The organism is Bradyrhizobium septentrionale, from assembly GCF_011516645.4.
GTDB classification, from domain to species: Bacteria; Pseudomonadota; Alphaproteobacteria; order Rhizobiales; family Xanthobacteraceae; genus Bradyrhizobium; species Bradyrhizobium septentrionale.
Genome location: NZ_CP088285.1, coordinates 4,047,446 through 4,073,767, shown reverse-complemented (window position 1 = coordinate 4,073,767; position 26,322 = coordinate 4,047,446). Strand labels below are relative to the sequence as shown.

Below are 26,322 nucleotides of genomic sequence, written 5' to 3'. Positions count from 1 at the left end.
AGCTCTGCAGAGAGTGGTGGGTCCCAGCGCGCGCCTCGTTCAAGGCCGCCGGATTACAAGTTGGCAATAACGCGGCGACGACATCCTATCCGGGCAGAAGAGGCTAGTTCTGCACTCGCACGCCGAGCATCACCACGGTCGATGCCGAGCTCTGTCCTACGAGGTTCGAATCCAGCCAGTCGCGGCGCAGCGTGCCCTTGATCCAGAGGCTGCGGGTCATCTTGTAGATCAGGTCGCCGGACACCGAGTAGATGGTGTCGTTGCGGTTGTCGCCCTGGTAATCGAGCGTGCCGTAGGTGAACTTGCCGATGCCGGTCAGCCAGCGGCGGAAGTCGTGGTCGACCTCGACGGTGTAGGTGCGCGACAGCACGCCCGAGGTGCCGGGCAGCGTGGTCTCGCCGAGCTGGGTGTCGGAATAGAATTTGGCCGTGGTCAGCGGCGTCGCATTCCAGGTCAGCGAGGCCGTGGTGAGCAGGCCTTCGAGTGGGCTAAGCCGCGGGTCGACATAGTCGCGCCTAGCATAGCCAATCGAGACCTCGCCGAACAGAATCCGCGTGAACTCGAACGACGTACCGACCTTGGCATAACCGCCCGACGAATTGCGCGCGTAGCCGGAGCGGTCGAGATAGAGATCATGGAAGCGGCTGTCGCCCTCCACTTCGACAAAGGCCTTCACGGCCGGATTGAGCTCATAGCTGACGCGGCCGACGCCGCCATACTGGGTGAAGTTGCGGTCGTCGTTCGACGACGAGGTGCCGTCGGTGAGCTTCGACCATTGGTAGTCGGTGCGGTCGACGGTGGCGCCGAGCGAGACCTGCATGCGGTTGAAATGCTGGTCGATGCCGAAGGTGCCGCCGACCGTGGTGTAGATCGGATATCTGGCGAGACCAGCCTGCACGTTCGGGCTGCCGGGATTGTCGGTCGAGACCAGCAGGCGGGCCTGCCCCAACAGATGCGTGTCTCTGGAGACGTCAAGACGGCCGTCGATATGGCCGGTGAAATTCGGACGGTCGACATCGAGCGGCGCCGACAGCGGCGTGCCGTCGGCGTTCGGCGTCAGCTGCGAGCCATAGCCGGTGAAGGAGCCGCGCAGGTCGGCGACGACAGCGTGACGCTCCCAGTCCGACACCGCGAGGAATTCCGGCGCGACCATGTAGAACGCCCTGCCCTGCGGCGAATTGAGACGGCCGGGATTGGTGTCGTAGCCGGCCATCACCTCGACCGCAGTTTTGACCATGAACGAGCCGGCGTAGTCGCCGACCGCACCGAACGGATCGTCGTCGATCTTGAGCCGCCTGCGCGGCGGCTGGCCGACGATGGTGCCGGCCATCGCCGGCGGCAGCGGCGGCTTGCTGGCGGTTTCCGACGGCGGGATCGACAGCCGCAACTGCCCGCTCGCGTTGAGCGGCGGCGGTGTAGGCACCGGCGAGCCGGGTCCCGGCGGCGGCTTCGGCTTGGCCTGGCCCGGATAATATTTCGGCTTCAGGCGTTTGCGGTTGAGCGAGTCATAGCCCGACGTCGCGGCGCCGTTCGCAGCCGGCAGCCCGTAGGTCGGGACCTGCCCGATCCGCTGTGACGTCGACATCGATGAAGATGACGAACGCCGGTCGCGATCGGCGTCCGGCAGCCTTAAGCTGTTGAGCGGATCGAGCGCCTCGGCCGTGGTCCGGCGCAGCGGCGAATCCGGTGTGATCACCTGGCTCTGGCGGCTCGGACTGAACAGATCCGGCGTCACGGTCTGGGCCTCGGCGAGCCCACCGCTGGCGGTCAGCGCAAGAGCAGTCAGCAAAGGACATGGCAAAACCACGCGAACGAGGCGTCCGCGCCGATTTGGGCCGCTTGCTGGCCGCCGCCACACGATGGAAATACTCCAACGAATTCATGTACTTGACGTATGCATCCCGCCGGGCGGCGGAAAACGTCCTTAATGGAGTTAAAACAATTATGGTTAATGACCCGTTGAGGATCGGCCGCCGCGCGTCGCATCGCGGAATCGAACGTGCTAAGGGAGACGCCCGGGTGCAAAACCCCTCCCCTGGAATGCGAAATGGCCAAACCGAAACCGCTGATGACCAAATCATCCGGCCCCGATGACGGCGCCATTCAGTCGGCGCTCCGCACCCTCGATGCCGAAGCAAGCGGCGTCGCAGCCCTTTCCGCGGCCCTGAAGTCCGACCTCGGCGCGCCGTTCGCGGCAGCGGCCGAGCTGATCGGCAAGGCCAAGGGACGCCTGATCGTCACCGGGCTCGGCAAGTCAGGCCATATCGGCCGCAAGATCGCCGCGACCTTCGCCTCGACCGGCACGCCTTCGTTCTTCGTGCACGCCGCCGAAGCCAGCCACGGCGACCTCGGCATGATCACCGTCGATGACGTGATCCTGGCGCTGTCATGGTCCGGCGAGCAGCCGGAGATGCGCAATCTGATCGCCTATGCCGCGCGGTTCGGCATTCCGCTGATCGCGATGACCGCCGACAAGGATTCGACGCTGAGCAAGGCCGCCGACGTGCAGCTGACGCTGCCCAAGGCCCGCGAGGCCTGCCCGCACAATCTGGCGCCGACCACCTCCTCGCTGATGATGCTGGCGCTCGGCGATGCGCTGGCGATCGCGCTGCTCGAAGGCCGCGGCTTCACCTCGACCGATTTCAGCGTGCTGCATCCGGGTGGCAAGCTCGGCGCGCTCTTGAAATATGCCCGCGACCTGATGCACAGCGGCGACACGCTGCCGCTGAAGCCGCTCGGCACCAAGATGTCGGATGCGCTGGTCGAGATGACCTCCAAGGGATTCGGCTGCGTCGGCATCGTCGACCGCCACGGCCATCTCGTCGGCATCGTCACCGACGGCGATCTGCGCCGCCAGATGCGCCCCGATTTGCTGGCGCTGTCGGTCGACGAGGTCATGACCAAAACGCCGAAGACAATCAGCCGCGACACGCTGGCCGGCGAAGCGCTGGAGCTGCTCAACGCCTCGAAGATCACGACGCTGATCGTGACCGATGCGAAGAAGCCGGTCGGTATCATCCATCTGCACGATCTGCTTCGCGCCGGCGTGGCGTAAGCCCTTTTGTCATTCCCCGATGCGCAATTGCGCATCTGAGGGCGCGCCTCTTGGCGCGAGCCCGGAATCCATACTCACGATGGTGGTTATGGATTCTCAGATGTGCAATTGCACATCATAGCTCGCCGCTTCGCGTCGCCCCCGAATGACGGTTAGCTCGGAAACCGCGCCGCCGTCGCCTCGAGCGGCAGGGCCAGCGCGTTGGCGAGGTAGGAGACGGTGCGGTAGAAGCCGCACAGCAGGATGATCTCCAGCACCTGATCGTCATCATAATGCGCCGACAGCGCCGCATACTCCGCGTCGCTCAACGTCGCGTGTGCATGCAGCGCATCGACCGCCGCGATCATCGCCTGCTCGGCCGGCGACCAGCAGTCGGCGTCGGCCTTGCCGCGCACGGTGGCGTCGACCTGCTGCTCCGACAGCCCGGCGGCGGCGCCGAACGCCGTGACATGCACGCCCCATTCATATTCGCATCCATTGAGCGCACAGGTGCGGTCGATCACGATCTCGCGCTCCCGCAAGGGAAGCGGCCCGCGGTCGAGCAGGCTGCCGCCGCGAAACTTCTCCCAGGCGCGCGGATGGCCGGCCATCATGCGGAACAGTACCAGCGGCGGCTTGCCGCGCATGATGCGATCGAAATGCTGTTGAACGTCCGCCGCGTAGGGCGGATCGAGCGGCGCGATACGTGACATGGCTCGATCTCCTTGCTACATTTACTGTAGCATCACGCTACAATATCTGTAGCGCCCGACGCAAGCGGGATTCAGGAGGGATTCACGGCATGGCAAGGCAGGCTCCCGCCACAAAACCCGGCGTTCGCGGCTCGCGGAGCGGCCGCCCGATCATGGCGCTGCTCGATCTCTTGGGACGGCGCTGGACCTTGCGCATCATCTGGGAGCTGCGCGAGACCGCGCTGACCTCGCGCGCGCTGCGCAGCGCGTGCGACGAGGCCTCACCGACGATCCTGCAGACGCGATTGACCGAGCTGCGCGAGGCAGGGTTCGTCGAGCTGACGAATGATGGTTACGGCCTCACCGCGCTCGGCAGGGAGCTGTTCCAGACCTTCACGCCGCTCAATCGCTTCGCCGAGCGATGGAGCAAGCGCTGATCTTCCCCCTCTCCCCGTTCTTACGGGGTCGAGACGAGCGGAGCTCGCTCTGAGAGGGTTGGGGTGAGGGGCTCTATCCGCGAGTGAGCCGAGAGTTGGGACCTGTACCCCCTCACCCGGATCGCATCTGGACGATGCGATCCGACCTCTCCCCGCAAGCGGGGCGAGGTAAGCAAGGGCCTCGTTTGGCGGAGGTTAAGCTATCGCCACCGTCAGGCTCGCACCGTCGGCGCGGACCACCTTGACCCGGCTGCCGGCCGGCGCATCGGGGCCGGCGACACGCCAGACCGTGTCGTCGATCCGCACCGTGCCTGAGCCGTCGACGATCGGCTTCTCCAGCGTGAATTCGCGGCCGACCAGGGCTTCGTTGCGGCGGTTGAGGAATGGATTGCTCTTGCTCGCCTCGGTCGCGCCCCTGGCGAAATGCCGCCAGACCGGCACCGCGAGCGCAGCAAAGACTGCGAACATCAGGAGCTGCATCTGCCAGGACGGCGTGAAGACGAACGACAGCAGGCCGACCAAGAGCGCTGCGAGCCCGAGCCAGAACAGGAACACCCCGGGCGCCGCGAGCTCCAGCGCCATCAGGATGAAGCCGAAGATCAGCCAGTTCCAGGTACCCAATGTCGAAAACATCTCGGCCATGACATGACCTCTATCATTGCGGGCGTGACGCCGTCACGCCCTACCGCTGCGGCGGCACCGGCGGCGGCGGCGTTGGACCTGCCGGCGGCACCGAGCCGCGCCGCGCGGCGGCCGCGGCGGAGGCAGCGCTCTCACCGAAGGTGGCCTTGGCGATCTCGCCGATGCCGGCGAGCGAGCCGAGGATGCTGGTCGCCTCGATCGGCAACATGATGATTTTCTGGTTCGGCGAGTCGGCCAGTTGCCCGAACGCCTTGATGTACTTGTCGGCGATGAAATAGTTCAGCGCCGCGACGTCGCCCTTGGCGATGGCATCGCTGACCATCTGGGTTGCCCTCGCCTCGGCCTCGGCGGAACGCTCGCGCGCCTCGGCGTCGCGGAACGCAGCCTCCTTGCGGCCTTCGGCCTGCAGGATCTGGCCCTGCTTGGCGCCCTCGGCGCGCAAGATCTCGGACTGCCGCTGGCCTTCGGCCTGCAGGATGTCGGCGCGCTTGACGCGCTCGGCCTTCATCTGCCGGCCCATCGCCTCGACGAGGTCGGCCGGCGGCACGATGTCCTTGATCTCGATGCGGTTGACCTTCAGGCCCCAGGGCGAGACCGCGGCGTCGACCACGCGCAGCAGCCGCTCGTTGATCTCGTCGCGATGCGACAGCACCTGGTCGAGATCCATCGAGCCCATCACCGAGCGGATGTTGGTCATGGTCAGCACGATGATCGCCTGGTTGAGATTGGCGACCTCGTAGCTCGCCTTCGCGGCATCGAACACCTGGAAGAATGCGACGCCGTCCACCGTCACGGTGGCGTTGTCCTTGGTGATCACCTCCTGCTCGGGGATGTTGATCACCTGCTCCATCATGTTCATCTTGCGCCCGATGCGATCGAAATAGGGCACGATCAGATTGAGGCCGGGCGACAGCGTGCGGGTGTACTTGCCGAACCGTTCGATGGTCCAGTCATAGCCCTGCGGAACGGTCTTGATCCCGGCGAACAGCGTGACGATGACGAGAAGAACAAGCGCGATCGCGAAAATGTCGAAGCCAGTCATAAAGTCCTCCAGGGCCCGCGAGACCATCGCCAGGCACGGTCCGTGCATTGGTCGGCAGGACCGCTCCGCCGGTTCAGCCAGCGGTTGTTCTCCCTAGCACATAGGAAGCTGTTGTCGGATGACCAGATACAAGCGAATGGCCGTGTCCGGTGTCACGGATCGTTAACAATGAGCCTCAGCCTTGTTAGATCCAGCCTTGCAGCTCGCGCAGCACGAGCTGGCGGATCACGTCCATGCCGCCGTCGCTGTCGTTGAGGCAGGGGATGGCGGCGAACTGCTCGCCGCCATTGTGACGGAAGATTTCCGCGTTCTCCTGCGCGATCTCCTCGAGCGTCTCCAGGCAATCGGCGGAGAAGCCGGGCGTAACCACTGCCATCCGCCGCACGCCGTCCTTGGCCAGCTTCTCGACCGTCTTGTCGGTATAGGGCTGCAGCCACTCGGCATTGCCGAAGCGCGACTGGAAGGTGAGGATCAGCCTGTTCGCATCGAGCCCGAGCCGCTTGCGTAGCGCGTTGGTCGTGGCAATGCATTGCGCCTGATAGGGATCGCCCTTGTCGACATAGTCCTGCGGCATGCCGTGGAACGAGGCGATGATGATCTCGGGTTGGAACGGCAGCGTCGCAAGATGCTCATTGATCGAGACCGCGAGCGCCTCGATGTAGTCGGGGTCGTCGTAATAGGGCGGCGTCACCCGCAGGATCGGCTGCGCGCGCATGGCGGCCAGCACGCGAAACGCTTCGTCGCAGACGGTCGCCGACGTCGCGGCGGAATATTGCGGATAGAGCGGCACCAGCAGCAGCCGGCCGCAACCCTGCGCCGCCAGCGTCTCGATCCGCTGCTTGATCGAGGGATTGCCGTAGCGCATCGCCCAGTCGACCACGACATGGTCGTGATCGGCGATCGCCTCCGCGAGCTTGTCGGCCTGCGAGCGCGTGATCGTCTTCAGCGGCGACTCGTTCTTCTCGGTGTTCCAGATCTTCAGATAGTCGCGCGCCTTGCGGGCCGGGCGGACGCGCAGGATGATGCCGTTGAGGATCAGCTTCCAGACGAGGCCCTGATCCTCGATCACCCGCGGATCGGATAAAAATTCCTTGAGATAGACCCGTACCCCCGTGGCATCCGCGGTATCCGGCGTGCCGAGATTGACCAGCAGCACGCCGACGCGTTCCGGCTTCGGCGCCGCGGCAGGCTTCGCGCTCTCGAAGGGGATGACGGTGCTCATGATCGCCTTGCGCTTGGGGAAGTTGGGCTTCGCGCGTTGCTCCAACCTTGTCAAGCCGAGTGCCGGTTGGCTACGTTCCCGTCCGGAATATGGGAGGAACCATGACGATCGCCGAATGGTGCGTCTTCGGGACGCTGATGCTTTCGCTCCTGACGATCGTATCGGTGAAATGGGCCGGCATCCGCGGGTTCGACAATTCGAAGCCGCGCGATCCCGACTTCTACGACGACCCGATCCGCGCGCGGGCGCTCGGCGCCCACCAGAACGGCATCGAGGCCTTCCCGTTCTTTGCATTCGCCGTGCTGCTCGCCGAATTCCGCGTCGGCCCGCTGCGGCTGATCGACGAGCTCGCGGTGCTGTTCCTGATCGTGCGGATCGCTTACGTCTTCACCTATATCGGCAACCGCCCGACCTTGCGCTCGATCCTCTGGAGCATCGGCTTTGCGATCAACATCGCGATCTTCTTCCTGCCGGCGATAAGGGGATACCTGACGAGCTGAGCGCGGCTCTCCCCCGTTATCCGTCATCCTGAGGCGCCCGCGGAACGCGGGCCTCGAAGGATCGACGGCCACCGGCCGGGCCGTTCATCCTTCGAGGCTCGCTCCGCTCGCACCTCAGGATGACGGATCAGATACGCTATGGGACCTCAAAGGCACGTCGCCCGTTCGGCCGCGACATAGCCGAGCAGCAGCCCGAGGCCGAACAGCAGCACCAGGCCGGCGGCGGCGAACTCCAGGCCGCGCATGATGACCATGCCGCCGCCGTCGCGCGCCGCGCTCAGCCGCTCGGCCAGGCCGCGCGCCGACACCGCGACCAGCGCGATCGCGGCCACCGTGATGGCGGTACCGAGTCCCATCACGAAGGTCGCGGCGATGCCGGCCCAGAACAGGCCCTGCGCCAGCGCGAACACCAGCACCAGGATCGCGCCCGAGCAGGGCCGGATCCCGACCGTGAGGATCGCGCCGAGGCCGCGCCGCCAGCCGCCGGGACCGGCGAGCTCGGCCGGCGTCGGCCCGTGCGAATGGCCGCAATGCTCGTCATGGACATGCTGCGCGTCATGATCATGATCGTGGCCGTGATGGTGATCGTGGTGATGATGGCCGTGATCGTCATGGGCATGGTCATGGTCATGGGCATGGTTTTGGGCGTGCCGATGATGTTGATCATGGCCATGGTCGTGGTCATGGTGACCATGGTCGTGATCGTGCTGATGCGCGCCAGCCATCGCCAGCGCCGGGCGCGGCACCTGCAGCGCGCGGAAGAAGCCGCCGCCCTTGACCCAGACCAGCCGGGCGCCGAACGCCGCGATCAGCGCGTAGCTTGCGATCTCGATCCCCTTCTCGGCCCCGCACATGGTCTTCGCCGTCGCATTGAGCAGCCAGGCGCAGACGCCAACGATGAGAACGGCGACCAGCGACTGCATCAGCGCCGAGGCGAACGACAGCACGATGCCCCGTCGCGCAGTCTCGCGATTGGCGACCATGTAGGACGAGATCACCGCCTTGCCGTGACCAGGGCCGGCCGCATGGAAGATCCCGTAGGCAAAGGAGATCGCAAGCAGCGTCCAGACCGCCGAACCGTCGGATTTCGCGGCGCGGATGGTCTGCGAGATCTCGCGGTAAAATTCCGACTGTTTTGCCAATAGCCAGCCGACCAGCCCGCCCTGCGGCTCCGCCGCACGCGGCGCCCCGAACGGATTTTGCGCCAGCAGCACATGTACCGCGCCATCGAACAGCGCCATTGCAGCAACCACGACGGCGGAGACGACGAGGCCGCGGGTCACCCGGGAGACGATCGACGTCATGGGCATTCCACCGTGATCTTGTTGGCGAACATCATGGCGAAGTTGCCGGCATTGCCGTCGAGGAAGTTCTGCTCGCCGAGCTTTGCCGCGGCGGCGGTGCCGTCGTTCGGCCGCTGGAACGCCAGCTTGCAGTCGGCCGCGGCGCCGACCAGCTTGATCGGCTCCTTCTCGGCATACTGGAAGTCGATGAAGTAGGTCGGGTCGAACACTTCGAGCGAGAGCTGCCTGGCCTTGAACGGCGTCTTCACCGGCAGAGTGAAGTGCAGCGTCAGCGCCGAATCCTTGTATTCGAGGTAGTAGTCGACCGGCTCGGTGAACTTCTGCTTCTTGCCGTCGCCCTTGGCGAAGGTGAAGTAGGCGTATTCCTTCAGCGATTCGACGTTGGTCTGCGCCAGCGGCGCCAGTTCCTCGCGGCTGTAGGCGCCCTTCACCTTGGTCTCGATGCCCTGCAGCGCGTAGGTCGAGAACATATCGTCGAAGGTCCAGGCGTGGCGGACCCCGGTGATGGTGCCGTCAGGCGCGTAGATCAGCTCGCTCCGGGCGGTGATCCAGACATGCGGATGGGCCTCGGCGGCCGCCGTGCCGAGCACGACGGAGGCCGCAAGCACCAGCCAGGCGATCAGGCGGCTGAAGGCGGGCCGCACCTTCAGGCCGCCTCGGGCGTTTCAAGCAGGCCGCGACGGCGCAGCAGCGCGTCCGGCTCGGGCTCGCGGCCGCGGAAGGCGACATAGGCCTCCTCCGGATCGCGCGAACCGCCCGACGAATAGATGTCGTCATGCAGCCGCTTGGCGGTTGCCGGATCGAAGATGTCGCCGGCCTCCTCGAAGGCGCCGAAAGCGTCGGCGTCCATCACCTCCGACCACATGTAGCTGTAATAGCCGGAGGCATAGTGGTCGCCGGAGAAGATGTGGCCGAACTGGGTCGGCCGGTGCCGCAGCGAGATTTCCGCGGGCATGCCGATCTTTTCCAGTTCCTTCTGCTCGAAGGCCCTGATATCGCGGCTCGCCGCCGCCGGCTGGGTGTGGAATTCGAGGTCGACCAGCGCCGAGGAGACGAACTCCACGGTGGCAAAGCCCTGGTTGAACTTGCGCGCGGCGAGGAAGCGCTTGAGCAGGTCGTCCGGCAGCGCCTCCCCGGTCTGGTAGTGGCGGGCGAAACGCTGCAGCACCTCGGGCCGCTCCTGCCAGTGCTCGTAGAGCTGCGAGGGCAGCTCGACGAAGTCCGTGAACACGCTGGTGCCCGACAGCGACGGATAGGTCACGTCGGAGAGCATGCCGTGCAGGCCGTGGCCGAACTCGTGGAACAGGGTCCGCGCATCGTCGGGCGACAGCAGCGACGGCGCGCCGTCGGCGCCCTTGGCGAAGTTGCAGACATTGATGACCAGCGGCGCGACGGCGCCGTCGAGCTTCTGCTGGTCGCGCAGCGAGGTCATCCAGGCGCCGGAGCGCTTCGAGGGCCGCGCGAAGTAGTCGCCGTAGAACAGCGCCTTGTGCTTGCCGTCGCGGCCCTTGACCTCCCAGACCCGGACGTCCGGATGCCAGACCGGCACGTCCTTGCGCTCCTCGAAGGTGACGCCGAACAGGCGGGTGGCGCAGTCGAAGGCGGCCTCGATCATGTGGTCGAGCACCAGATAGGGCTTGATCGCGGAATCGTCGAAATTGGCGCGGCGCTGGCGCAGCTTCTCGGCGTAATAACGCCAGTCCCAGGACGCCAAAGTGAAATTGCCGCCCTCTTCAGTGATCAGCGCCTGCAGCGCGTCGCGGTCGGCAAGCGCCCGCGCCCGCGCCGGCTTCCAGACCCGCTCCAAGAGGCCGCGCACCGCCTCCGGCGTCTTGGCCATGGAATCCTCGAGGCGATAGGCGGCGTAGGTCGGGAAGCCCAGGATCTTCGCGGTCTCCTCGCGCAGCGCGAGGATCTCGACGATGGTCGCGTTGTTGTCATTGGCGTTGCCATTGTCGCCGCGTGCTGTGAAGGCCTTGTAGACCTTCTCGCGCAGGTCGCGGCTTTCAGAGCTCTGCAGGAACGGCTCGACCGAGGAGCGCGACAGCGTCACGATCGCCTTGCCACCCATGCCGCGCAGTTCCGCCGCGGCCTTGGCGGCCGCCACGAATGTATCGGAGAGGCCGGCGCGGTCGTCCTCGCCAAGCTCCATGGACCACTCCTGCTCGTCGCCGAGCAGATGGTGGCTGAACGAGGTGCCGAGATGAGCGAGCCGCTCATTGATCTCGGCCATGCGGGCCTTGGCCGCGTCGTCGAGCCCGGCGCCGGAGCGGTGGAAGCGGGTATAGGTGCGCTCCAGCAGCCGCATCTGCTCGCCGGTCAGGCCGAGCGAGGCGCGCTTCTCGTGCAGCATGGCGATGCGGCCAAACAGCACAGCGTTCATCATGATCGGATTCCAGTGCCGCGCCATCCGGGGCGACACCTCCTTGTCGATCTCCAGGATCGCGGGGCTCGAATGGGCCGAGACCAGGTCGTAGAACACCGCGGAGACCTTCGACAGCAGCTTGCCGGAGCGCTCCAGCGCCGTGATGGTGTTGTCGAAGTCGGGCAACGCCGGATCATGGGTGATCGCAGCCACTTCAGCCGAATGGTCGGCGAAGGCCTGCTCGAAGGCAGGGAGGAAATGCTCCGGCTTGATCTCGGCAAAGGGCGGCGTCTCGAGCGGCGTCTGCCATGCCTTCAGGAGGGGGTTGGCCAAACTCTGGACTTCGGCCTCTGCGCTGGTTTCTGACATCGAATGTCCCGTTTTTCGCCTTGAAAATGCGGCCCAATCTATATCACGCGATACGGCATTTTTGGGCCTTTTGCGCTTGATAGATGGGCACTTTTCGGAGAGATTGCGCCCCCTGAACAGGACCTATTCCATGACCATGCAGCCTTCCACCTCAGGCAACCGCACCATCGCCTGGCCGAGCGTCATCACCGTCATCTCGGCGGCGATCCTGATCGGCGCGGAAGTGTTCGGCGCGGCGTTCGCCGGCGGCTGGGCGCTCGCGATCCTGCTTGGGCTCAGTGATGTCGGCGCGCACATCCTGCAGGCCGTGCTGTTCGGCGTCGGAGTCCTGATCATGATCGCCTTCATCCGCGCGGCGCAGCGCGTCGAGCCGTTCACGCGTCGCGCCTGACCGCTGCGATTCAAGAAAGCGCTGTGGCACAGGGCTAAAGCGCCACACGCTTCGTTAGTCATTCTTAACAGCCGTTCATCCTCACCGCCCCGACCGTGTGCTGCGCGCGAGATCGCAAGCACGCGTTAGGGAAATTTGTCGCTACCGCAAAAAAAATCTTGCACCCCGAATTCAAAAGACTTATTTCCTGCCTTGCCCAATTTCGCACGTGCCTGTGGTCGTGTGTCAGTCGGTAGGTATCCGGACAAGAGGCCGGACAGCCGCCAAGGGGTGGAAGAACCGAGGGTCGCTTACGTCCATCAGGACACGAGGCGGCCAGCCTCCCTCTCCAGGGATGCCGTTGAAGGTCTCACCACTCTTTGCAACCGTGACTGGCAGCCGGAGGCGAACCGGCGCACCCCGCTCTCAACGGGGGACGCGACTTAAAGCAACGACGGATCGGGCTTTTTTGGTCTCTACCGGCAGTCCAAAGCCGGCGCGGGCTACTGAAAAGGCTTGTCCTTCATTGCCAGGTGTGCGGGCGGGAAACTCTCCCAACCAATCCACGGCAGCACAGTCTGGTTTGAGTCTTTTGGCTTCGTTGCGCCTCCATTGCGCAATGTGGCCAGAGCACTCCTATCCGACGTCACGTTGATGCGGATCCCGTCGCTGGGGCCGTTGGAGAGTGCCATGACCGAACGTATCCAGGAATTCCTGCGTCACCGCCGCAGCGAAGGTCTCGACACCGAGCCGTGCCTCGTCGTCGACCTCGACGTCGTGCGCGACAATTACCAGACCTTCGCGAAGGTGCTGCCGGACAGCCGCGTGTTCTATGCCGTCAAGGCCAACCCGGCGCCCGAAGTGCTGTCGCTGCTCGCCTCGCTCGGCTCCTGCTTCGACACCGCGACCGTCGCGGAGATCGAAATGGCGCTGGCCGCCGGTGCGACGCCGGACCGCATCTCCTATGGCAACACGATCAAGAAGGAGCGCGACATCGCGCGTGCCTTCGCGCTCGGAATTCGCCTGTTCGCGGTCGACTGCGCCGCCGAGGTCGAGAAGATCTCCCGCGCCGCTCCCGGCGCCAAGGTGTTCTGCCGCATCCTCTATGACTGCGCCGGCGCCGAGTGGCCGCTGTCGCGCAAGTTCGGCTGCGACCCGGAGATGGCGGTCGATGTGCTCGACCTTGCCAAGCGCCTGGGGCTGGAGCCATGCGGCATCTCGTTCCATGTCGGCTCGCAGCAGCGCAAGGTGAAGGCGTGGGACCGCGCGCTCGCGATGGCCTCGACCGTGTTCCGTGACTGCGCCGAGCGCGGGATCAACCTCACCATGGTCAACATGGGCGGTGGTTTCCCGACCAAGTATCTCAAGGACGTTCCGCCGGTCCTGCAGTATGGCCGGTCGATCTTCCGCGCGCTGCGCAAGCATTTCGGCAACCAGATCCCGGAGACGATCATCGAGCCGGGCCGCGGCATGGTCGGCAATGCGGGCATCATCGAGACCGAAGTCGTTCTGATCTCGAAGAAGAGCGACGAGGACGAGGTGCGCTGGGTCTATCTCGACATCGGCAAGTTCGGCGGTCTCGCCGAGACGATGGACGAGTCGATCCGCTACGCCATCCGCACCCCGCATGACGGCGCTGACATGACGCCGTGCGTGCTCGCGGGCCCGACCTGCGATAGCGCCGACGTGCTGTACGAGAAGCTGCCGTATCCGCTCCCGGTGACGCTCGAGATCGGCGACAAGCTGCTGATCGAAGGCACCGGCGCCTATACGTCGACCTACTCGTCGGTGGCGTTCAACGGCATTCCGCCGCTGAAGACCTACCACATCTGAGCCGCCTCCTTTTCGAGGCCTGATGAACCGGGAGCCGGCCCCGCCGGCTCCTTCCCGATCATTTTTGATTTTCTCAACGACGCTTGCCGCGGCGTACGACACGCCGTTGCAAGCGGGGACTGACGTGCCATGACTGCAAAACGGAACACCCCCGTTGCCCTCATCCGACAAGCCGCTCCGTTCGCGATCCGTGCGGAGCGAGCCTCGGACGTCGTCGCGCGTGAGGCGCTGCTGGATGCCTGCTTTGGCGAAAATCGCCATGCCCGCATTTGCCAGCGCCTGCGCGACGGACGCGCGCCCGCCGAAGGCCTGAGCCTTGCGGCCGTGCGCCAGGACGGCCGGCTGGTTGGAACCGTGCGGTTGTGGCACGTCAGCGCGGGGGGCCGCAGCGCGCTGATGCTGGGGCCGCTGGCAGTCGACGACGACTGCCGCGGCCTCGGCGTCGGCGCCGCGCTCGTACAGCGCGCGCTCGCCGCCGCCAAGGCACGTGGCCATGGCGCGGTGATCCTGCTTGGCGACGCGCCCTACTACGCCCGTTTCGGCTTCTCTGCCGGCAAGACCGGCGAGCTGTCGCTGCCCGGTGCTTTCGAGCGCGACCGGCTGCTCGGCCTCGAGCTTGTCGAGGGAGCGCTGGATGGCGCCTGGGGCATGATCACGCCGACCGGCGCAGTGCCCAAGGTGAAGGCATCCCGGACCCGGAAGGCACTGCTCGCCGTGCCGCACGCGGCGTAGGGCGGGCCGCCATGTCGGAGCACTTTCCCGCAACCGATGGCGTGCGCCCGCGTTGGCGCGGCCTGGTCACCACGGTCATGTTGATCCTGATCTCGGTCATGATCGTCAGGGACATCCTGATCCGGCGCTGGACCGGCACGCCGCCGGCGCCGCCGGACACCACGCAGCAGTCCCACTAGCGCCGGCCGCAGGGCCAAAACCCAAGTCAGAATCCAAAGTCAGAATACCAGGTCAGAATCCGGGGGTTGCGCGGGCGACAAAAATGCCCGTAAACCCCGCGCAAAGCCATTTTCAGCCGAGGTCCGACATGTCCCGCCGCCTGATTTCCACCGGCTCTCCGTTCGAGAAGACCGCCGGCTACAGCCGTGCCGTGATCGACGGCGATTTCGCCTTCGTCGCGGGAACCACCGGTTACGACTACACCACCATGACCATGCCCGAAGATGTCACGAGCCAGTCACGGAACTGCTTCAAGACCATCGAGGCCGCCCTCAGGGAGGGCGGCTTCGCGATGGCCGACATCGTCCGCGCGACCTACTACCTCACCGACGTCAATGACGCGGACGCCCATTTCGCGGTCTGCGGCGAGGTTCTCGGCGACATTCGCCCGGCGGCGACACTGCTGATCGTCGCGGGGCTCTACAAGCCCGAGATGAAGGTCGAGATCGAAGTCACCGCGAAGCGTCGCAACCCCTGATCCACCCTACCCGCCGCTAGGCACTCTCCTGGAGAAAATGATGAGTCCCTCCTCGCAGATCTTCGCGAAGATCACCGGCCCCATCGTCATGGTCGGCTTCGGCTCCATCGGCAAAGGCACGTTGCCGCTGATCGAGCGACACCTCGACTACGACAAGTCGCGCGTCACCGTGATCGATCCGAAGGACGAGGGCCGCAAGGCACATTGCGAGCAGCACAATGTGCGATTCATCCAGAAGGCCGTGACCAAGGACAATTATCGCGACTTGCTGACCCCGCTGCTCACTGAAGGCGGCGGCCAGGGTTTTTGCGTCAATCTCTCGGTCGATACCGGCTCCACCGACATCATGGAGCTCTGCAACGAGCTTGGCGCGCTTTATATCGACACCGTCAACGAGCCCTGGCTCGGCTTCTATTTCGATTCCTCGAAGGGCCCGGAAGCGCGCTCCAACTACGCGCTTCGCGAAGTGACGCTGGCCGCCAAGAAGGCGCGCCCCGCGGGCTCGACGACTGCCGTCTCCTGTTGTGGCGCCAATCCCGGCATGGTCTCGTTTTTCGTCAAGCAGGCGCTGCTCAACGTCGCCGCTGACCTGAAGCTCAATGCCCCGAAGCCAAAGACCAAAGCCGAATGGGCGGACCTGATGCGGCAGGCTGGTATCAAGGGCATCCACATCGCCGAACGCGACACCCAGCGCGCCAAGTCGCCGAAGGAGCCGGATGTCTTCGTCAACACCTGGTCGGTGGAAGGCTTCCTGTCGGAAGGCGTGCAGCCGTCCGAACTCGGTTGGGGCACCCATGAAAAATGGATGCCCGAGAATGCGCATACCCACGAAGCCGGCTGCGGCGCAGCGATCTATCTGATGCAGGCCGGCGCCAACACGCGCGTGCGGACCTGGTGCCCGACCCGCGGCGCGCAGTATGGCTTCCTCGTCACCCACAACGAGTCGATCTCGATCGCCGATTACTTCACGGTGCGTGACTCATCCGGGAAGGCGATCTATCGGCCGACCTGCCACTATGCCTATCATCCGGCTGACGATGCCGTGCTGTCGCTGCATGAAATGTTCGGCCGCGCGGCGAAGATGCAGGAGAAGCACCACATCCTCGATGAGAACGAAATCGTCGACGGCATCGACGAACTCGGCGTGCTGCTGTTCGGCCACGACAACAATGCCTATTGGTACGGCTCGCTGCTCTCCATCGAAGAGACCCGCAAACTCGCGCCCTATCAGAACGCCACCGGCCTGCAGGTGACCTCGGCCGTGCTCGGCGGCATGGTGTGGGCGCTGGAAAACCCGAACCAAGGCATCGTCGAAGCCGACGAGATGGATTTCGATCGTCTGCTGGAAATCCAGCTGCCCTATCTCGGCCCGGTGAAGGGTTTCTACACCGACTGGACGCCGCTGACGGATCGCCCGGGACTGTTTCCGGAAGATATTGACACGAGCGATCCCTGGCAGTTCCGGAACATTCTGGTGCGCTGATCGACCACCACGTCTTGAGAACAAAATGCCCGGCCTCGCGCCGGGCATTTTGCTGTCGGCCACCGCTCACTTCGCCATGTAGTCGAACGCCACCGAGCCGAGGCCGAGCGTCAGGTCCGCCTTGTAGTGCAGCGCCGAGATCACCTCGCGCACCGGCAGGCGGGCGACGTCGCACAGCGCGTGCGGAAACAGGCCGAGCGCGGCGGGGCCGGTCCAGGCCTCCTTCAGCACGACATCGTCGAGATGAAAGCGCACCAGCTCGCAGATCCGCGGGGTGCCGTCGACATGCGGGATGATCTTCAGGATGAAGTTCGGCGCCTTCATCGCATTCAGCACGGTGTCGTGGTCGACCTTGCGGTGCTTGTAGCCCATGGTGGCGGAGGCACAGAGCACCGAGCCGTAATGCAGCGAGCCGACCAGGACATCGCTTTCGATCTCGATCTTGGGCCGCGCCAGCTTCTTCGGAAATCCCCACAGCTCGCGGCCGCCGGCGATCGGGGCCTCGTCGTCGAGATACATCGCGTGGGTATAGGCCCCGAGTTCGCCCTTGAAGCGGACCGGGATCACCTGCCCGGTCTCGGTGTAGTCGCCGAAGCCGGTCGAGTCGGGCATGCGGATGAATTCGTACTTCACCACCGGCTCGGCGACCTCGAGCGGCTCCGGCACCACGGCGGCGAGCGCTTCCGGGTCGGTCTTGTAGGTGATGATGAAATATTCGCGGTCGAAGAACCGGTACGGCCCCGGCGGGAACGACGGGTTGGTAAGCGGCATCGAATAGGCGGTGCGGCGGACGTCCTCGATCTTCATGAAATGCCCCGATCTGTCGTTGGCGAGACGGCAGATTATGGCGGGCGCGGGCGGCGGAAGCGAGACCGTATAAGCGGCAGCGTTCGTCAAATGCGCGTCACAATGCGCTCGGCCCGAGCGCGCCTATTTCTTCTCGATCGGCGGCGCGGTCTTCTCGGCGGGCGCCGGCGGCAGCGCCGGCCTGGCGCCGGCCTTCTGGGCGTCGGCGTCGGGACGGGCCGGCTGCGGCGCCGGCGTGGTCGGCCGCTCGCCGCCGGGTTTTGACTCGGCCGGCGCGGTCTGCTGCGGCTCGGGCGACGGCGTCGTCTGCAGCGGCTGGGTCGCCTGCGCCATCTCCTGCGGCGGGGCCGCATTGATCGCGTGCAGCGACAACACCGCGATCGCAACGCCCGCCACCACCAACGTGGAGGCGATCAGCATGTCGTTCCGCAGCCTAGTCCGATCAGCAGCCATCTCGTTCACCCGCATTGTCCGCGAGGTCAACGATCCTGCCATGGCATGGTTCCGAAGCGCCCGGCTGCGGAACCCAGCGTCAATCCGTGGTGCTGATTTCCCAGGTCGCGTGCCGCACGCCGGGCTGGTGCTGCAGGTCGACGACCACGGCATTCAGCTCATTGGGGTCGACCGCGGTAGAGACCAGTGTTGCCACGATTTCCAGGAAGTCGTCGCCGGCCTCGACCACATTGACATCGGCGACCGGATAGTTCGCGGCCTCGAGCTTTTCGACCACACGGTCGCGCATGTCGGGCAGCGCCTCGGGGGTGACCGCGAGCTTGAAGTAGTAGGTCGCCTCCGAGGCCTTCTCATTCAGCGGGATGCGGTTGATGGCGTTGACCAGCGGACGCAGCAGCGTGTTGCCGGCGATCACGAACACGGTCAGCGCGGCCGCCTGCGCCACCAGGTCGGCGCCGGCACAGGAGCCGACCGCGGCCGAGGCCCACAACGTCGCTGCGGTGTTGAGGCCGCGCACGTCCATGCCCTGCTTCATGATGACGCCGGCGCCGAGGAAGCCGATTCCCGACACCACATAGGCGATCACCCGCACCGCGCCGTCGGCGCCCGCCAGATGCATCGCGAGGTCGACGAAGGCGGCCGCGCCGACCGCGACCAGTACGTTGGTGCGCAGCCCCGCAGTACGCTGCCGGTACTGCCGCTCGGCGCCGATCAGCGTGCCGAGCACGAAGGCGGTCGCCAGGCTGACCAGCGTGTCGATGAAGTCGGCGAGCTGGAATGTGGTGAGAAATCGCATGACCCTGCCAGTTCGCTCGAAACGCTTCGGATGCCGCGATCTCTTACATTTCCAGGATGCCCGCGTCACCATCTTCCGTGCCGAAGGCGAGCAGCGTGCCCTTGGCATTCCATCCGAGCGCAGACACCGCCGCGCCGGTGTTCCGGCGCACCAGGATCTCGGCACCGTCTTCGAGCCGAACCATCAGCACGGTGCCGTCGGCATAGCCGACCGCCATGACGTCGTTCTTCGGATGGCAGGCGACCACCGCGACCCGCGCCGGCATCGGCGCCAGCATCGCCGGCTCCTTGCCCATCGGGCCGTCCTTGCTGGTGAACGGCCAGACGATCACGGTATCGGCGCCCGAGGTCGCGAGCCCCTTGCCGCCGGCGCTCCATGACATCGAGCGGACGCGGCCCGGATAGCCGCTCATCCGCATGTGCCTGTTGTCGGCGAGCCGCCAGCCATGCATCGCCGGCTCATGCATCGCGGTGACGAGGAATTTGTTGTCCGGGCTGAACATCACAGCGAGATGCGAACCCGCCCATTCCAGGAATTCCGGACTGGCCGCCATGTTGGGAAACCACAGCGTCACGCCGTTGTAATGCGCGATCGCAAGCCGCAGGCCCTTCGGCGCGAAGGCGAGCCCGCCGACGGTCGACGGCACCTCGAAGGTCTTGGGTTCACCCTTGGCGCCCTGCACGAACGCGGTCTTGCCCGCCGACCACGCCACGGTGCCGTCGCCATGCAGCGCGACATTGTCGATCCAGCGCCGCTTGGCGTCGGTTGCGATGGTTGAGGTCTCGCCCTTGGCATCGATCGCGATCAGCTTGCCGTCGTCACCGCCGGTGACAATCCGCTTGCCGTCGGAGGCCGCGCACAGGATGGCGCCGAAATGCCTCTCTGTCCGCGTGATCTCGCCGTCGGCGGTCGCGATCGCGACGCTCTCTTCGGCGCCAACGAAGAACGCGCGGTCACCGAGGAAATGCACCGAGCTGACCGCCGCGCCGAGCGGGAGCTGCTTGACGCGGTCGGTGATCGAAACGATGGAAGAAGGGGCCTCGCCCGGATCGAACTCTTTCATCACGTGGTGATGCACTGCTCGAAGCCGTCGCGGATCGCCTGCTCGGGCAATTCGCGACCGATGAACACAACGCGGCTCTCGCGCTTCTCGCCGTCCTTCCATTTCCGCTGGTGATCACCCTCCAGCATCATGTGGACGCCCTGGAACACGTAGCGGTCGTCATCGCCGGTGAAGGCGAGGATGCCTTTCGAGCGCAGGATCTTCTGGCCCTCGGTGGCGACGAGCTGCTGCAGCCAGGGCATGAACTTGGTCGCGTCGAGCGGCTTCTCCGAGCGCAGCGACAGCGATTGCATGTCCTCGTCGTGATAGTGCTTCAGGCCATGGCCATGGCCGTGATCATGATGATGGTGGTGATCATGGTCGTGATGGTGATGATCGTGGTCATGATCGTCGCCGGCCTCGAGGAAATCGGGCTCGATCTCCAGGATGCGGTCGAGGTCGAACGCGCCGCGCTCCAGCACGTCGGCGATTCCAACCTGGCAGCGCTCGGTGCGATGCAGCTTGGCGTACGGATTGATGCCGCGGATGCGGGCCTCGACCTCGGCGAGCTCGGGCTTGGAGACGAGGTCGGTCTTGTTCAGCACGATGACGTCGGCGAACGCGATCTGGTTCTTGGCTTCCGGCGCGTCCTTGAGGCGGTCGCTCAGCCATTTGGCGTCGGCGACGGTCACGACCGCGTCGAGCCGGGCGTTCTTCTGCACGTCCTCGTCGACGAAAAAGGTCTGGGCGACCGGCGCCGGGTCGGCAAGGCCGGTGGTCTCGACGATGATGGCATCGAACTTGCCCTTGCGCTTCATCAAGCCGTCCATGATGCGGACGAGGTCGCCGCGCACCGTGCAGCAAACGCAGCCATTGTTCATCTCGAACACTTCCTCATCGGCACCGATGATGAGGTCGTTGTCGATGCCGATCTCGCCGAATTCGTTGACGATGACGGCGTATTTCTTGCCGTGGTTTTCCGACAGGATGCGGTTGAGCAAGGTGGTCTTGCCGGCGCCGAGATAGCCCGTCAGCACGGTCACAGGAATTTTTTGCGAAGCTTCAGCCATAACAACTCCGGGAACTTGGGTCCGCGCTCAATCCCCGGCAGGGAGGCCCCTGCCCCTAGTCGGCGAGCGCGCTGGTCAGGGCCTTTATATTGTGCCTGACCATATCAATGTAAGTGGGGACTTGGCCCTTTTCGCCGGTCAAACTGTCCGAATACAGGGTGCCGCCGACCCTGGTCCCGGTCTCGGCCGCGATCCGCTCGATCAGGCGCGGATCGCTGATGTTTTCGAGAAAAACTGCTGGAATTTTTTCAGCTCTGATCTGGGAAATGATGGCGGCGATATCGCGTGCGCTCGGCTCGGAATCGGTGGAGACCCCAAGCGGGGCGATGAAGGCGATGCCATAGGTATCGGCGAAATAGCCGAAGGCGCCGTGGGTCGAGATCACCTTGCGCCGGCCTTGCGGTATTTTCGCCACCGCCTCCCGCACCTCGCGGTCGAGCGCGTCGAGCTTCGCCAGATAGGCCTCGGCATTGGCCTTGAACGTCGCGGCATCGTTGGGGGACGCGGCCACCAGCGCGTCGCGGATGTTCTCGACATAGACCTTTGCATTGACGACCGATTGCCAGGCATGCGGATCCTCATGGCCGCCACGCTGGCGCGGCGTGATCCCCGTCGTCGCGACCGCAATCGCGGCCTTGCTGCCGGAGGCCTGCAATAGCCGTGGCATCCAGCCCTCGAAGCCGAACCCATTGACGACAAGCAGCCGCGCAGAAGCGACTGTCTTGGCGTCCGCCGGCGTCGGCGCATAGACATGGGCGTCACCGTCGGGCCCGACCAGCGCCGTGACATCGACCCTGTTACCACCGATGTTGCGCACCATGTCGGCAAGGATCGAGAAGCTCGCGACGACATTGATACGCTCCGCGGCATGCGCCGGACCGCTCGCCACCACCAGCGCCAGACAGATCAACCCAAGCAAACGCCGCATCGCACTCACGCCTCGAGATGGCGGCCGGGGAACAGCTGCCGCACCAAACCACTGACATTGCCGAACAGCAGCGACACCAGATAGAGCCCTGCCGCGACTAGGATGATCGCCGGACCGGACGGAATCCGGGTCTGGTACGACAGCACCAGCCCGGCATAGCCCGACACAATCGCGCTCGCGACCGCGATGCAGATCATGGTGGTGATGTCGCGCGACCAGAACCGCGCAATGCCTGCGGGCAGGATCATCAGCCCGACGCCGAGCAGCGTGCCGAGCGCATGGAAGCCGTTGACCAGGTTGACCACAACCAGCGCGAGGAAGGCGAGATGCGCCGGCGCGCCGGCCCGGCTCACGGTGCGCAGAAACACCGGATCGACGCATTCGATCACCAGCGGGCGATAGATCACCGCGAGCACCAGCAGCGTGAGGGTGGCGTTGAAGGCGATCACCAGCAGCGTCTGGTCGTCCATCGCCAGGATGTTGCCGAACAGCACGTGCAAGAGGTCGATATTGGTGCCCTTGATGGAAACAATCGTGACGCCGAGCGCGAGCGACACCAGATAGAAGGTCGCGAGCGAGGCGTCCTCCTTCAGCTCGGTGGTGCGGGCGACCAGACCCGCGAGCAGCGCCACGGTGAAGCCCGCGATCAGGCCGCCGGTCGTCATCGCGAACAGATTGAGCCCGGACAGCAGGAAACCGATCGCAGCCCCCGGCAGGATCGCATGCGCCATGGCGTCGCCGACCAGGCTCATACGCCGCAGCATCAGGAACACGCCGATCGGCGCGCCGCCGAGCGACAGCGCGATCACCGCCGCCAGCGCTCGGCGCATGAACTCGAATTCGGTGAAGGGCGTGATCAGCGCGTCAGTGAGCATTGGCGTCAGGCAGCCCGCGAGCGCGGATCGGCGGCGCAAGCGCCGGCAGAGTCGTCGAACGCCTCGCACATCCGCATCGCGACCATCAGATTGTCCGCCGTCAGCGCCTCTGCGGTCGGGCCCCATTCCACCGGACCGCGCGCCAGGAGTAGCGTCTCCGGGAAATTGTTGCGCACCATGTCGAGGTCGTGCAGCGCCGCCAGCACCGTGCGCCCCTCGCCGTTCCAGCGCTTCACCAGCGCCAGCAAATCGGCTGACGTCTTGGCGTCGATGGCGTTGAACGGCTCGTCGAGCACGATCAGGCGGGCGTCCTGCAGTAGCACGCGCGCGAACAGCATGCGCTGGGTCTGGCCGCCGGACAGCGTACCGATCGGGCGGTTCTCGAAACCATTGAGGCCGACAGCGGCGAGCGCCGCCAAAATCTTCTCGCGCGCACCCTTGCCGATGCCGCCGAAGAAACCGGTGGTGCGCCACAGCCCGGTGCCGACGAAATCAAACACCGAGATCGGGAACGTGCGGTCGATGTCGGCGGACTGCGGCAGATAGGCGATGTCGCGATGGTCGAGCCCGTCGAGATCGATCACGCCCGACAGCGGCTTGAGCACGCCGGCGATGCCGCGCAGCAGCGTTGACTTGCCGGCGCCGTTCGGGCCGATCACGGCAAGCAGCGCGCCCGCCTCGACGGCGCCGTTGAGATGATGCACCGCCGGGTGGCGGTCATAGCCAAGGGTAACGTCGCGGAATGTGACAAGCGCACCCATACTCACCTCATCGCCAGCCAGACCACGCCCCACAGGCACACAGAGACCGCAACCGCCGCGGCAAGCCGCGCCGGCACGGTCATGCGCAGGATCGACCAGTGCGCCGTCTGGGCCGGGTGCCCCGCCGGGCCGTGGCTGTGGGCGTGCGGATGGGGGTGGCCGTGCTGGTGGTCGTGATCGTGGGTATGTGTATGCGCCATGGACAGACTGTTATATTATAACATAACGCGAGTCTACAAACGAGGAACTCATGGCGGATCCGCAAAACCGGGAGAGATTTGAGCTGCGCCGGCAGAGTGACGCCCTCGTCTATGTCTTCGTCCGCAGGGCCCGCCCCGATGGAACCGTCGGCTACCAGCGTCAGGATCAGGATCTTTGGATCGAGCACCGGCCGGATTGGGGCTGGGTCGCCTGGGACCCGGAGAGCGGGTCCTGCACCGGCAGGCCGTGGAACGTGCTGCCGGCCGACCAGGGCGACCACCCGCCCGAAGGCGACTGGGTGAGCCGCAAGGGGGCGAAGTCGTATGTCTATCGGCTGGTGTATGTGAGTTAGGGCGAAGGGTCGTCGCGGCGCGGTCTGTATTCGCTCGTCGTCCTGCCGCGAGCCTCTCCGTTCATAGTCCTGGCGAAAGCCAGGACCATAACCAGCCTTCAGTGATGAACCGGATCGGGGCCTCAGCGTCGAGCAACAATTGAGATTTGGGGTAATGGGTCCTGGCTTTCGCCAGGACGACACCGAGTGTGTTGCGCGATGGAGGATAATCTCGATTCAAGATGTCAAACACGCGGTGTCATCACCCGCGCATGCGGGTGATGCAGTATTCCAGAGACGCCCGTTGTTGAGCCGAGAGGCCGCGACGTACTGGATCGCCCGGTCGAGCCGGGCGATGACAATTTGGGTTGGGACGCAGCTTCGCGTTCTCGCGACATGATTTGTCCGAGCTTTTCATTTCGTTTCGCCCTCTCTCGCAGAGGGCGCAAGGAAAGCCGGGTGCCGATCCCACCCATGGGCCCCGGCTTTCAGACGGCAGCGAGTGGCAGGCGGCCTACGCCGGTCCGGCTTCACTGCGCCTCCGTGGGAACGTCGGTGTCGTAGACCACACCGCAGACCCTGTGCGCGTAACAGGAGCGCAGATGACATCGTTGATCCAGCGCACAGCCTCCGTAGATCAGGGCGAAATAGCCGAGCACGGCGAAGGCGGTCACGCCAAGAAGGCATCTGGTCCAAATATCCATCGACGACGACCTTAATCCATCCGCCAGCGAGACCAACAAGGACCCGGCTCCTCTTTGTGCGCCCCGATCGCAAACAGGTTCGGGCTGCCGGCCCTGCTGACACCATGCTGTCAGCAGCACGGGCGTAGGCAGACCTTGCCCGGGCGCAACCGCGGCAGGGTTCGTGGAGGAAGCGCGGCATGCACGATCGCTCGTCTCAGGTCGCCCCACATCGACCGAGCCTGATCACGTCAGTTCTTGGCCTTGGCGTATTCCTGATCCCGTTCGATGTGACCGCTGTCGTGGTTGCGCTGCCGGGCATTGCAGGGGATCTCGGGTTTGCCGCTGCCGGAGCCGCCTGGGTCATCGACGCCTACAGCCTGGCCCTCACCGGCGCGCTGCTGGCATCGGGCGCACTCGCGGATCGCTTCGGTCGCCGGTGTGCGATGCTGGCCGGCAACATCGTGTTTCTGCTGGGTTCGATCGCCTGCGGTGCGGCGACGAGCGGTCCGCTGCTGCTCGCTGCACGGGCCCTGCAAGGTATCGGCGCGGCCTTCCTGATCACGGGCGCGATCGCGCTGGTCGCCGGGGCATTTCCCCACCAGAGCCAACGGGCAAGGGTCTTCGGCACCATTGGCGTGATCTCGGGCGTTGCCATGGCGCTTGGCCCAACCTTGGGAGGCCTGCTGGCTGCCTGGTGTGGCTGGCGCTGGATCTTCCTTGCCAATATCCCGTTCTGCCTGACGCTGGCGCTCGCCGTGCCACGGCTTATCACCGAGACGAATGAACCGGGCGGGCGCCCGCTCGATCCTGTTGGCATCGTGCTGCTGACGCTGGCGCTGGGTCTTGCCATCGACGCGCTGTTGAGACATGACGCCTCGCCGATCATGAGAGCGACCGGCCTGATCGCAGGCGTGGCGACCGCCTTCGGGTTCGTCCGGCAGCAGTGGCGCTGCCTCAATCCAGTGCTCAACCCGCGCGTGTTCGCGACAGCACCGATGATCGGGGTCGGCGCGTCGTTGACCGCCCTCCAGTTCGGTTACTGGGCAACACTGGTCTACCTGCCGCTGTTCCTGAGCACCGGCCTGCATGTCAGCATGGAAGTGGCGGGCGTGGCGCTGCTTGCGGCGACATTGCCGATGCTGCTGGGTGGGCGCTTTGTCACCCGATGGGGCTGGCGACGTTTCTTCATGGCGGCCCTTGGTGTTGTCGCTTCGGGAGACGCGCTGCTTGTGGTTGCCGCGCTGTCTGCCGACGCTACGATGCGTAGCATCGCGACGTCGGCCGGCATGCTGACGATCGGCATCGGAGCAGCACTGGCGAACCCGCAACTGGGAAACGTCGCGCTGGCCCTCGCTCCGCCCGCGCAAGCCGGCATGGCGTCGGCCATGACAATGATCGTCCGTCAGGCCGGCTTTGCCGTCAGCATTGCCGCGCTGGGGGCGATGCTCAAGACAACGGATATGGCGTCGGCATTCGCGGCTCCATTCATCCTCGCGGCAGTCGGAGCCATCGCCGGTGTGGTCGGTGCAGCCACGCTGTTTCCTGCAGCGCAGACCGAGATGTCGGAAAGCCGGGCGGAGCAGCGGTAGCAGCGCGCCTGCATCCACCGTCATTCATCCATGGAACATGTGGCCCGATGGATTCCGGGCT

29 protein-coding genes are annotated in these 26,322 nt (G+C 65.2%); 11 read left to right on the top strand and 18 right to left on the bottom strand.

Features of this window, described 5'->3' with window-relative positions:
* Nucleotides 1-103: 103 nt before the first annotated feature.
* On the bottom strand, nucleotides 104-1,861 hold the full coding sequence (locus HAP48_RS21105) for an outer membrane beta-barrel protein (RefSeq protein ID WP_420869904.1): 1,758 nt from the start codon (nucleotides 1,859-1,861) through the stop codon (nucleotides 104-106).
* A gap of 186 nt (nucleotides 1,862-2,047) precedes the next feature.
* Here HAP48_RS21105 and HAP48_RS21100 point away from each other — a divergent pair, with 186 nt between their 5' ends.
* Entirely contained in the window at nucleotides 2,048-3,055 is a 1,008-nt protein-coding gene (locus HAP48_RS21100; RefSeq protein WP_166210451.1) for a KpsF/GutQ family sugar-phosphate isomerase, read from the top strand.
* 152 nt (nucleotides 3,056-3,207) lie between these two features.
* Here HAP48_RS21100 and HAP48_RS21095 read toward each other — a convergent pair whose 3' ends face one another.
* Nucleotides 3,208-3,747 (bottom strand): carboxymuconolactone decarboxylase family protein, encoded by a 540-nt coding sequence (locus tag HAP48_RS21095; protein ID WP_166210454.1) that lies wholly within the window; start codon nucleotides 3,745-3,747, stop codon nucleotides 3,208-3,210.
* Nucleotides 3,748-3,836: 89 nt separating this feature from the next.
* Between HAP48_RS21095 and HAP48_RS21090 the strand changes: the two genes are divergently transcribed.
* On the top strand, nucleotides 3,837-4,163 hold the full coding sequence (locus HAP48_RS21090) for a winged helix-turn-helix transcriptional regulator (protein WP_166210456.1): 327 nt from the start codon (nucleotides 3,837-3,839) through the stop codon (nucleotides 4,161-4,163).
* Between the two features lie 195 nt (nucleotides 4,164-4,358).
* On the opposite strand, the gene HAP48_RS21085 is transcribed toward HAP48_RS21090, so the two are convergent.
* The 3 genes from HAP48_RS21085 to hemH all read right to left on the bottom strand — a co-directional run bounded on the left by HAP48_RS21085 (nucleotide 4,359) and on the right by hemH (nucleotide 7,069).
* Complete coding sequence (locus tag HAP48_RS21085; protein ID WP_166210460.1) at nucleotides 4,359-4,805, bottom strand: NfeD family protein; 447 nt, start codon at nucleotides 4,803-4,805, stop codon at nucleotides 4,359-4,361.
* Between the two features lie 40 nt (nucleotides 4,806-4,845).
* Nucleotides 4,846-5,847 (bottom strand): SPFH domain-containing protein, encoded by a 1,002-nt coding sequence (locus tag HAP48_RS21080; protein ID WP_029077532.1) that lies wholly within the window; start codon nucleotides 5,845-5,847, stop codon nucleotides 4,846-4,848.
* Between the two features lie 184 nt (nucleotides 5,848-6,031).
* Nucleotides 6,032-7,069: a ferrochelatase gene (hemH, locus tag HAP48_RS21075; RefSeq protein ID WP_166210463.1), complete on the bottom strand. Its 1,038-nt coding sequence runs from the start codon at nucleotides 7,067-7,069 to the stop codon at nucleotides 6,032-6,034.
* Nucleotides 7,070-7,170: 101 nt separating this feature from the next.
* Here hemH and HAP48_RS21070 point away from each other — a divergent pair, with 101 nt between their 5' ends.
* On the top strand, nucleotides 7,171-7,569 hold the full coding sequence (locus tag HAP48_RS21070) for an MAPEG family protein (RefSeq protein ID WP_029077534.1): 399 nt from the start codon (nucleotides 7,171-7,173) through the stop codon (nucleotides 7,567-7,569).
* A 146-nt stretch (nucleotides 7,570-7,715) separates the two neighbouring features.
* Here the strand turns inward: HAP48_RS21070 and HAP48_RS21065 are convergent, their stop codons facing one another.
* The 3 genes from HAP48_RS21065 to HAP48_RS21055 are packed head-to-tail and all read right to left on the bottom strand — an operon-like array spanning nucleotide 7,716 to nucleotide 11,607.
* Nucleotides 7,716-8,879, bottom strand: coding sequence for a nickel/cobalt transporter (locus tag HAP48_RS21065; RefSeq protein WP_166210466.1), 1,164 nt, complete (start codon nucleotides 8,877-8,879; stop codon nucleotides 7,716-7,718).
* Nucleotides 8,870-9,517 (bottom strand): DUF1007 family protein, encoded by a 648-nt coding sequence (locus HAP48_RS21060; RefSeq protein WP_224496527.1) that lies wholly within the window; start codon nucleotides 9,515-9,517, stop codon nucleotides 8,870-8,872. Before HAP48_RS21060 ends, HAP48_RS21065 begins: the two co-directional genes overlap by 10 nt.
* A gap of 2 nt (nucleotides 9,518-9,519) precedes the next feature.
* Nucleotides 9,520-11,607: a M3 family metallopeptidase gene (locus HAP48_RS21055; RefSeq protein WP_166210469.1), complete on the bottom strand. Its 2,088-nt coding sequence runs from the start codon at nucleotides 11,605-11,607 to the stop codon at nucleotides 9,520-9,522.
* A 130-nt stretch (nucleotides 11,608-11,737) separates the two neighbouring features.
* Between HAP48_RS21055 and HAP48_RS21050 the strand changes: the two genes are divergently transcribed.
* The 6 genes from HAP48_RS21050 (at nucleotide 11,738) to HAP48_RS21025 (ending at nucleotide 16,722) form a co-directional block, all read left to right on the top strand.
* Nucleotides 11,738-11,998: a hypothetical protein gene (locus HAP48_RS21050; protein WP_166210472.1), complete on the top strand. Its 261-nt coding sequence runs from the start codon at nucleotides 11,738-11,740 to the stop codon at nucleotides 11,996-11,998.
* A 669-nt stretch (nucleotides 11,999-12,667) separates the two neighbouring features.
* Nucleotides 12,668-13,810 (top strand): type III PLP-dependent enzyme, encoded by a 1,143-nt coding sequence (locus tag HAP48_RS21045; protein WP_029077540.1) that lies wholly within the window; start codon nucleotides 12,668-12,670, stop codon nucleotides 13,808-13,810.
* Between the two features lie 129 nt (nucleotides 13,811-13,939).
* Nucleotides 13,940-14,542, top strand: a complete 603-nt coding sequence (locus tag HAP48_RS21040) for a GNAT family N-acetyltransferase (protein WP_166210475.1) — start codon at nucleotides 13,940-13,942, stop codon at nucleotides 14,540-14,542.
* 11 nt (nucleotides 14,543-14,553) lie between these two features.
* Nucleotides 14,554-14,721, top strand: a complete 168-nt coding sequence (locus tag HAP48_RS21035) for a hypothetical protein (RefSeq protein WP_166210478.1) — start codon at nucleotides 14,554-14,556, stop codon at nucleotides 14,719-14,721.
* A 128-nt stretch (nucleotides 14,722-14,849) separates the two neighbouring features.
* On the top strand, nucleotides 14,850-15,239 hold the full coding sequence (locus HAP48_RS21030; RefSeq protein WP_166210481.1) for a RidA family protein: 390 nt from the start codon (nucleotides 14,850-14,852) through the stop codon (nucleotides 15,237-15,239).
* Between the two features lie 40 nt (nucleotides 15,240-15,279).
* Nucleotides 15,280-16,722 carry a homospermidine synthase gene (locus HAP48_RS21025; RefSeq protein ID WP_175612309.1) on the top strand — a complete coding sequence of 481 codons (1,443 nt, stop codon included), beginning with the start codon at nucleotides 15,280-15,282 and terminating at the stop codon, nucleotides 16,720-16,722.
* A 66-nt stretch (nucleotides 16,723-16,788) separates the two neighbouring features.
* On the opposite strand, the gene HAP48_RS21020 is transcribed toward HAP48_RS21025, so the two are convergent.
* From HAP48_RS21020 to HAP48_RS20980, 9 genes are all read right to left on the bottom strand, one after another.
* Nucleotides 16,789-17,529: an acetoacetate decarboxylase gene (locus HAP48_RS21020; protein WP_166210487.1), complete on the bottom strand. Its 741-nt coding sequence runs from the start codon at nucleotides 17,527-17,529 to the stop codon at nucleotides 16,789-16,791.
* Nucleotides 17,530-17,652: 123 nt separating this feature from the next.
* Nucleotides 17,653-17,982: a hypothetical protein gene (locus HAP48_RS21015; RefSeq protein WP_166210490.1), complete on the bottom strand. Its 330-nt coding sequence runs from the start codon at nucleotides 17,980-17,982 to the stop codon at nucleotides 17,653-17,655.
* Between the two features lie 79 nt (nucleotides 17,983-18,061).
* The gene (locus tag HAP48_RS21010) at nucleotides 18,062-18,778 is read right to left on the bottom strand and encodes an MgtC/SapB family protein (protein ID WP_029077546.1); all 717 of its coding nucleotides are present in this window, start codon (nucleotides 18,776-18,778) and stop codon (nucleotides 18,062-18,064) included.
* A 43-nt stretch (nucleotides 18,779-18,821) separates the two neighbouring features.
* Entirely contained in the window at nucleotides 18,822-19,841 is a 1,020-nt protein-coding gene (locus HAP48_RS21005; RefSeq protein WP_166210493.1) for a WD40 repeat domain-containing protein, read from the bottom strand.
* Complete coding sequence (locus HAP48_RS21000) at nucleotides 19,841-20,890, bottom strand: CobW family GTP-binding protein (protein WP_166210496.1); 1,050 nt, start codon at nucleotides 20,888-20,890, stop codon at nucleotides 19,841-19,843. Before HAP48_RS21000 ends, HAP48_RS21005 begins: the two co-directional genes overlap by 1 nt.
* A 55-nt stretch (nucleotides 20,891-20,945) precedes the next feature.
* Nucleotides 20,946-21,818 (bottom strand): metal ABC transporter substrate-binding protein, encoded by an 873-nt coding sequence (locus HAP48_RS20995; RefSeq protein ID WP_166210499.1) that lies wholly within the window; start codon nucleotides 21,816-21,818, stop codon nucleotides 20,946-20,948.
* A gap of 5 nt (nucleotides 21,819-21,823) precedes the next feature.
* Nucleotides 21,824-22,693: a metal ABC transporter permease gene (locus tag HAP48_RS20990; RefSeq protein WP_166210503.1), complete on the bottom strand. Its 870-nt coding sequence runs from the start codon at nucleotides 22,691-22,693 to the stop codon at nucleotides 21,824-21,826.
* A gap of 5 nt (nucleotides 22,694-22,698) precedes the next feature.
* The gene (locus HAP48_RS20985) at nucleotides 22,699-23,454 is read right to left on the bottom strand and encodes a metal ABC transporter ATP-binding protein (RefSeq protein WP_166210506.1); all 756 of its coding nucleotides are present in this window, start codon (nucleotides 23,452-23,454) and stop codon (nucleotides 22,699-22,701) included.
* Between the two features lie 2 nt (nucleotides 23,455-23,456).
* Complete coding sequence (locus HAP48_RS20980) at nucleotides 23,457-23,654, bottom strand: hypothetical protein (RefSeq protein WP_175612310.1); 198 nt, start codon at nucleotides 23,652-23,654, stop codon at nucleotides 23,457-23,459.
* Nucleotides 23,655-23,704: 50 nt separating this feature from the next.
* Here HAP48_RS20980 and HAP48_RS20975 point away from each other — a divergent pair, with 50 nt between their 5' ends.
* A complete protein-coding gene (locus HAP48_RS20975) occupies nucleotides 23,705-24,007 on the top strand; it encodes a hypothetical protein (protein ID WP_166210509.1) in 303 nt (100 codons plus the stop codon).
* A 509-nt stretch (nucleotides 24,008-24,516) separates the two neighbouring features.
* Here HAP48_RS20975 and HAP48_RS20970 read toward each other — a convergent pair.
* Nucleotides 24,517-24,690 (bottom strand): hypothetical protein, encoded by a 174-nt coding sequence (locus HAP48_RS20970; protein ID WP_166210512.1) that lies wholly within the window; start codon nucleotides 24,688-24,690, stop codon nucleotides 24,517-24,519.
* 179 nt (nucleotides 24,691-24,869) lie between these two features.
* Here HAP48_RS20970 and HAP48_RS20965 point away from each other — a divergent pair, with 179 nt between their 5' ends.
* Complete coding sequence (locus HAP48_RS20965; protein ID WP_166210515.1) at nucleotides 24,870-26,261, top strand: MFS transporter; 1,392 nt, start codon at nucleotides 24,870-24,872, stop codon at nucleotides 26,259-26,261.
* Nucleotides 26,262-26,322: the final 61 nt, after the last annotated feature.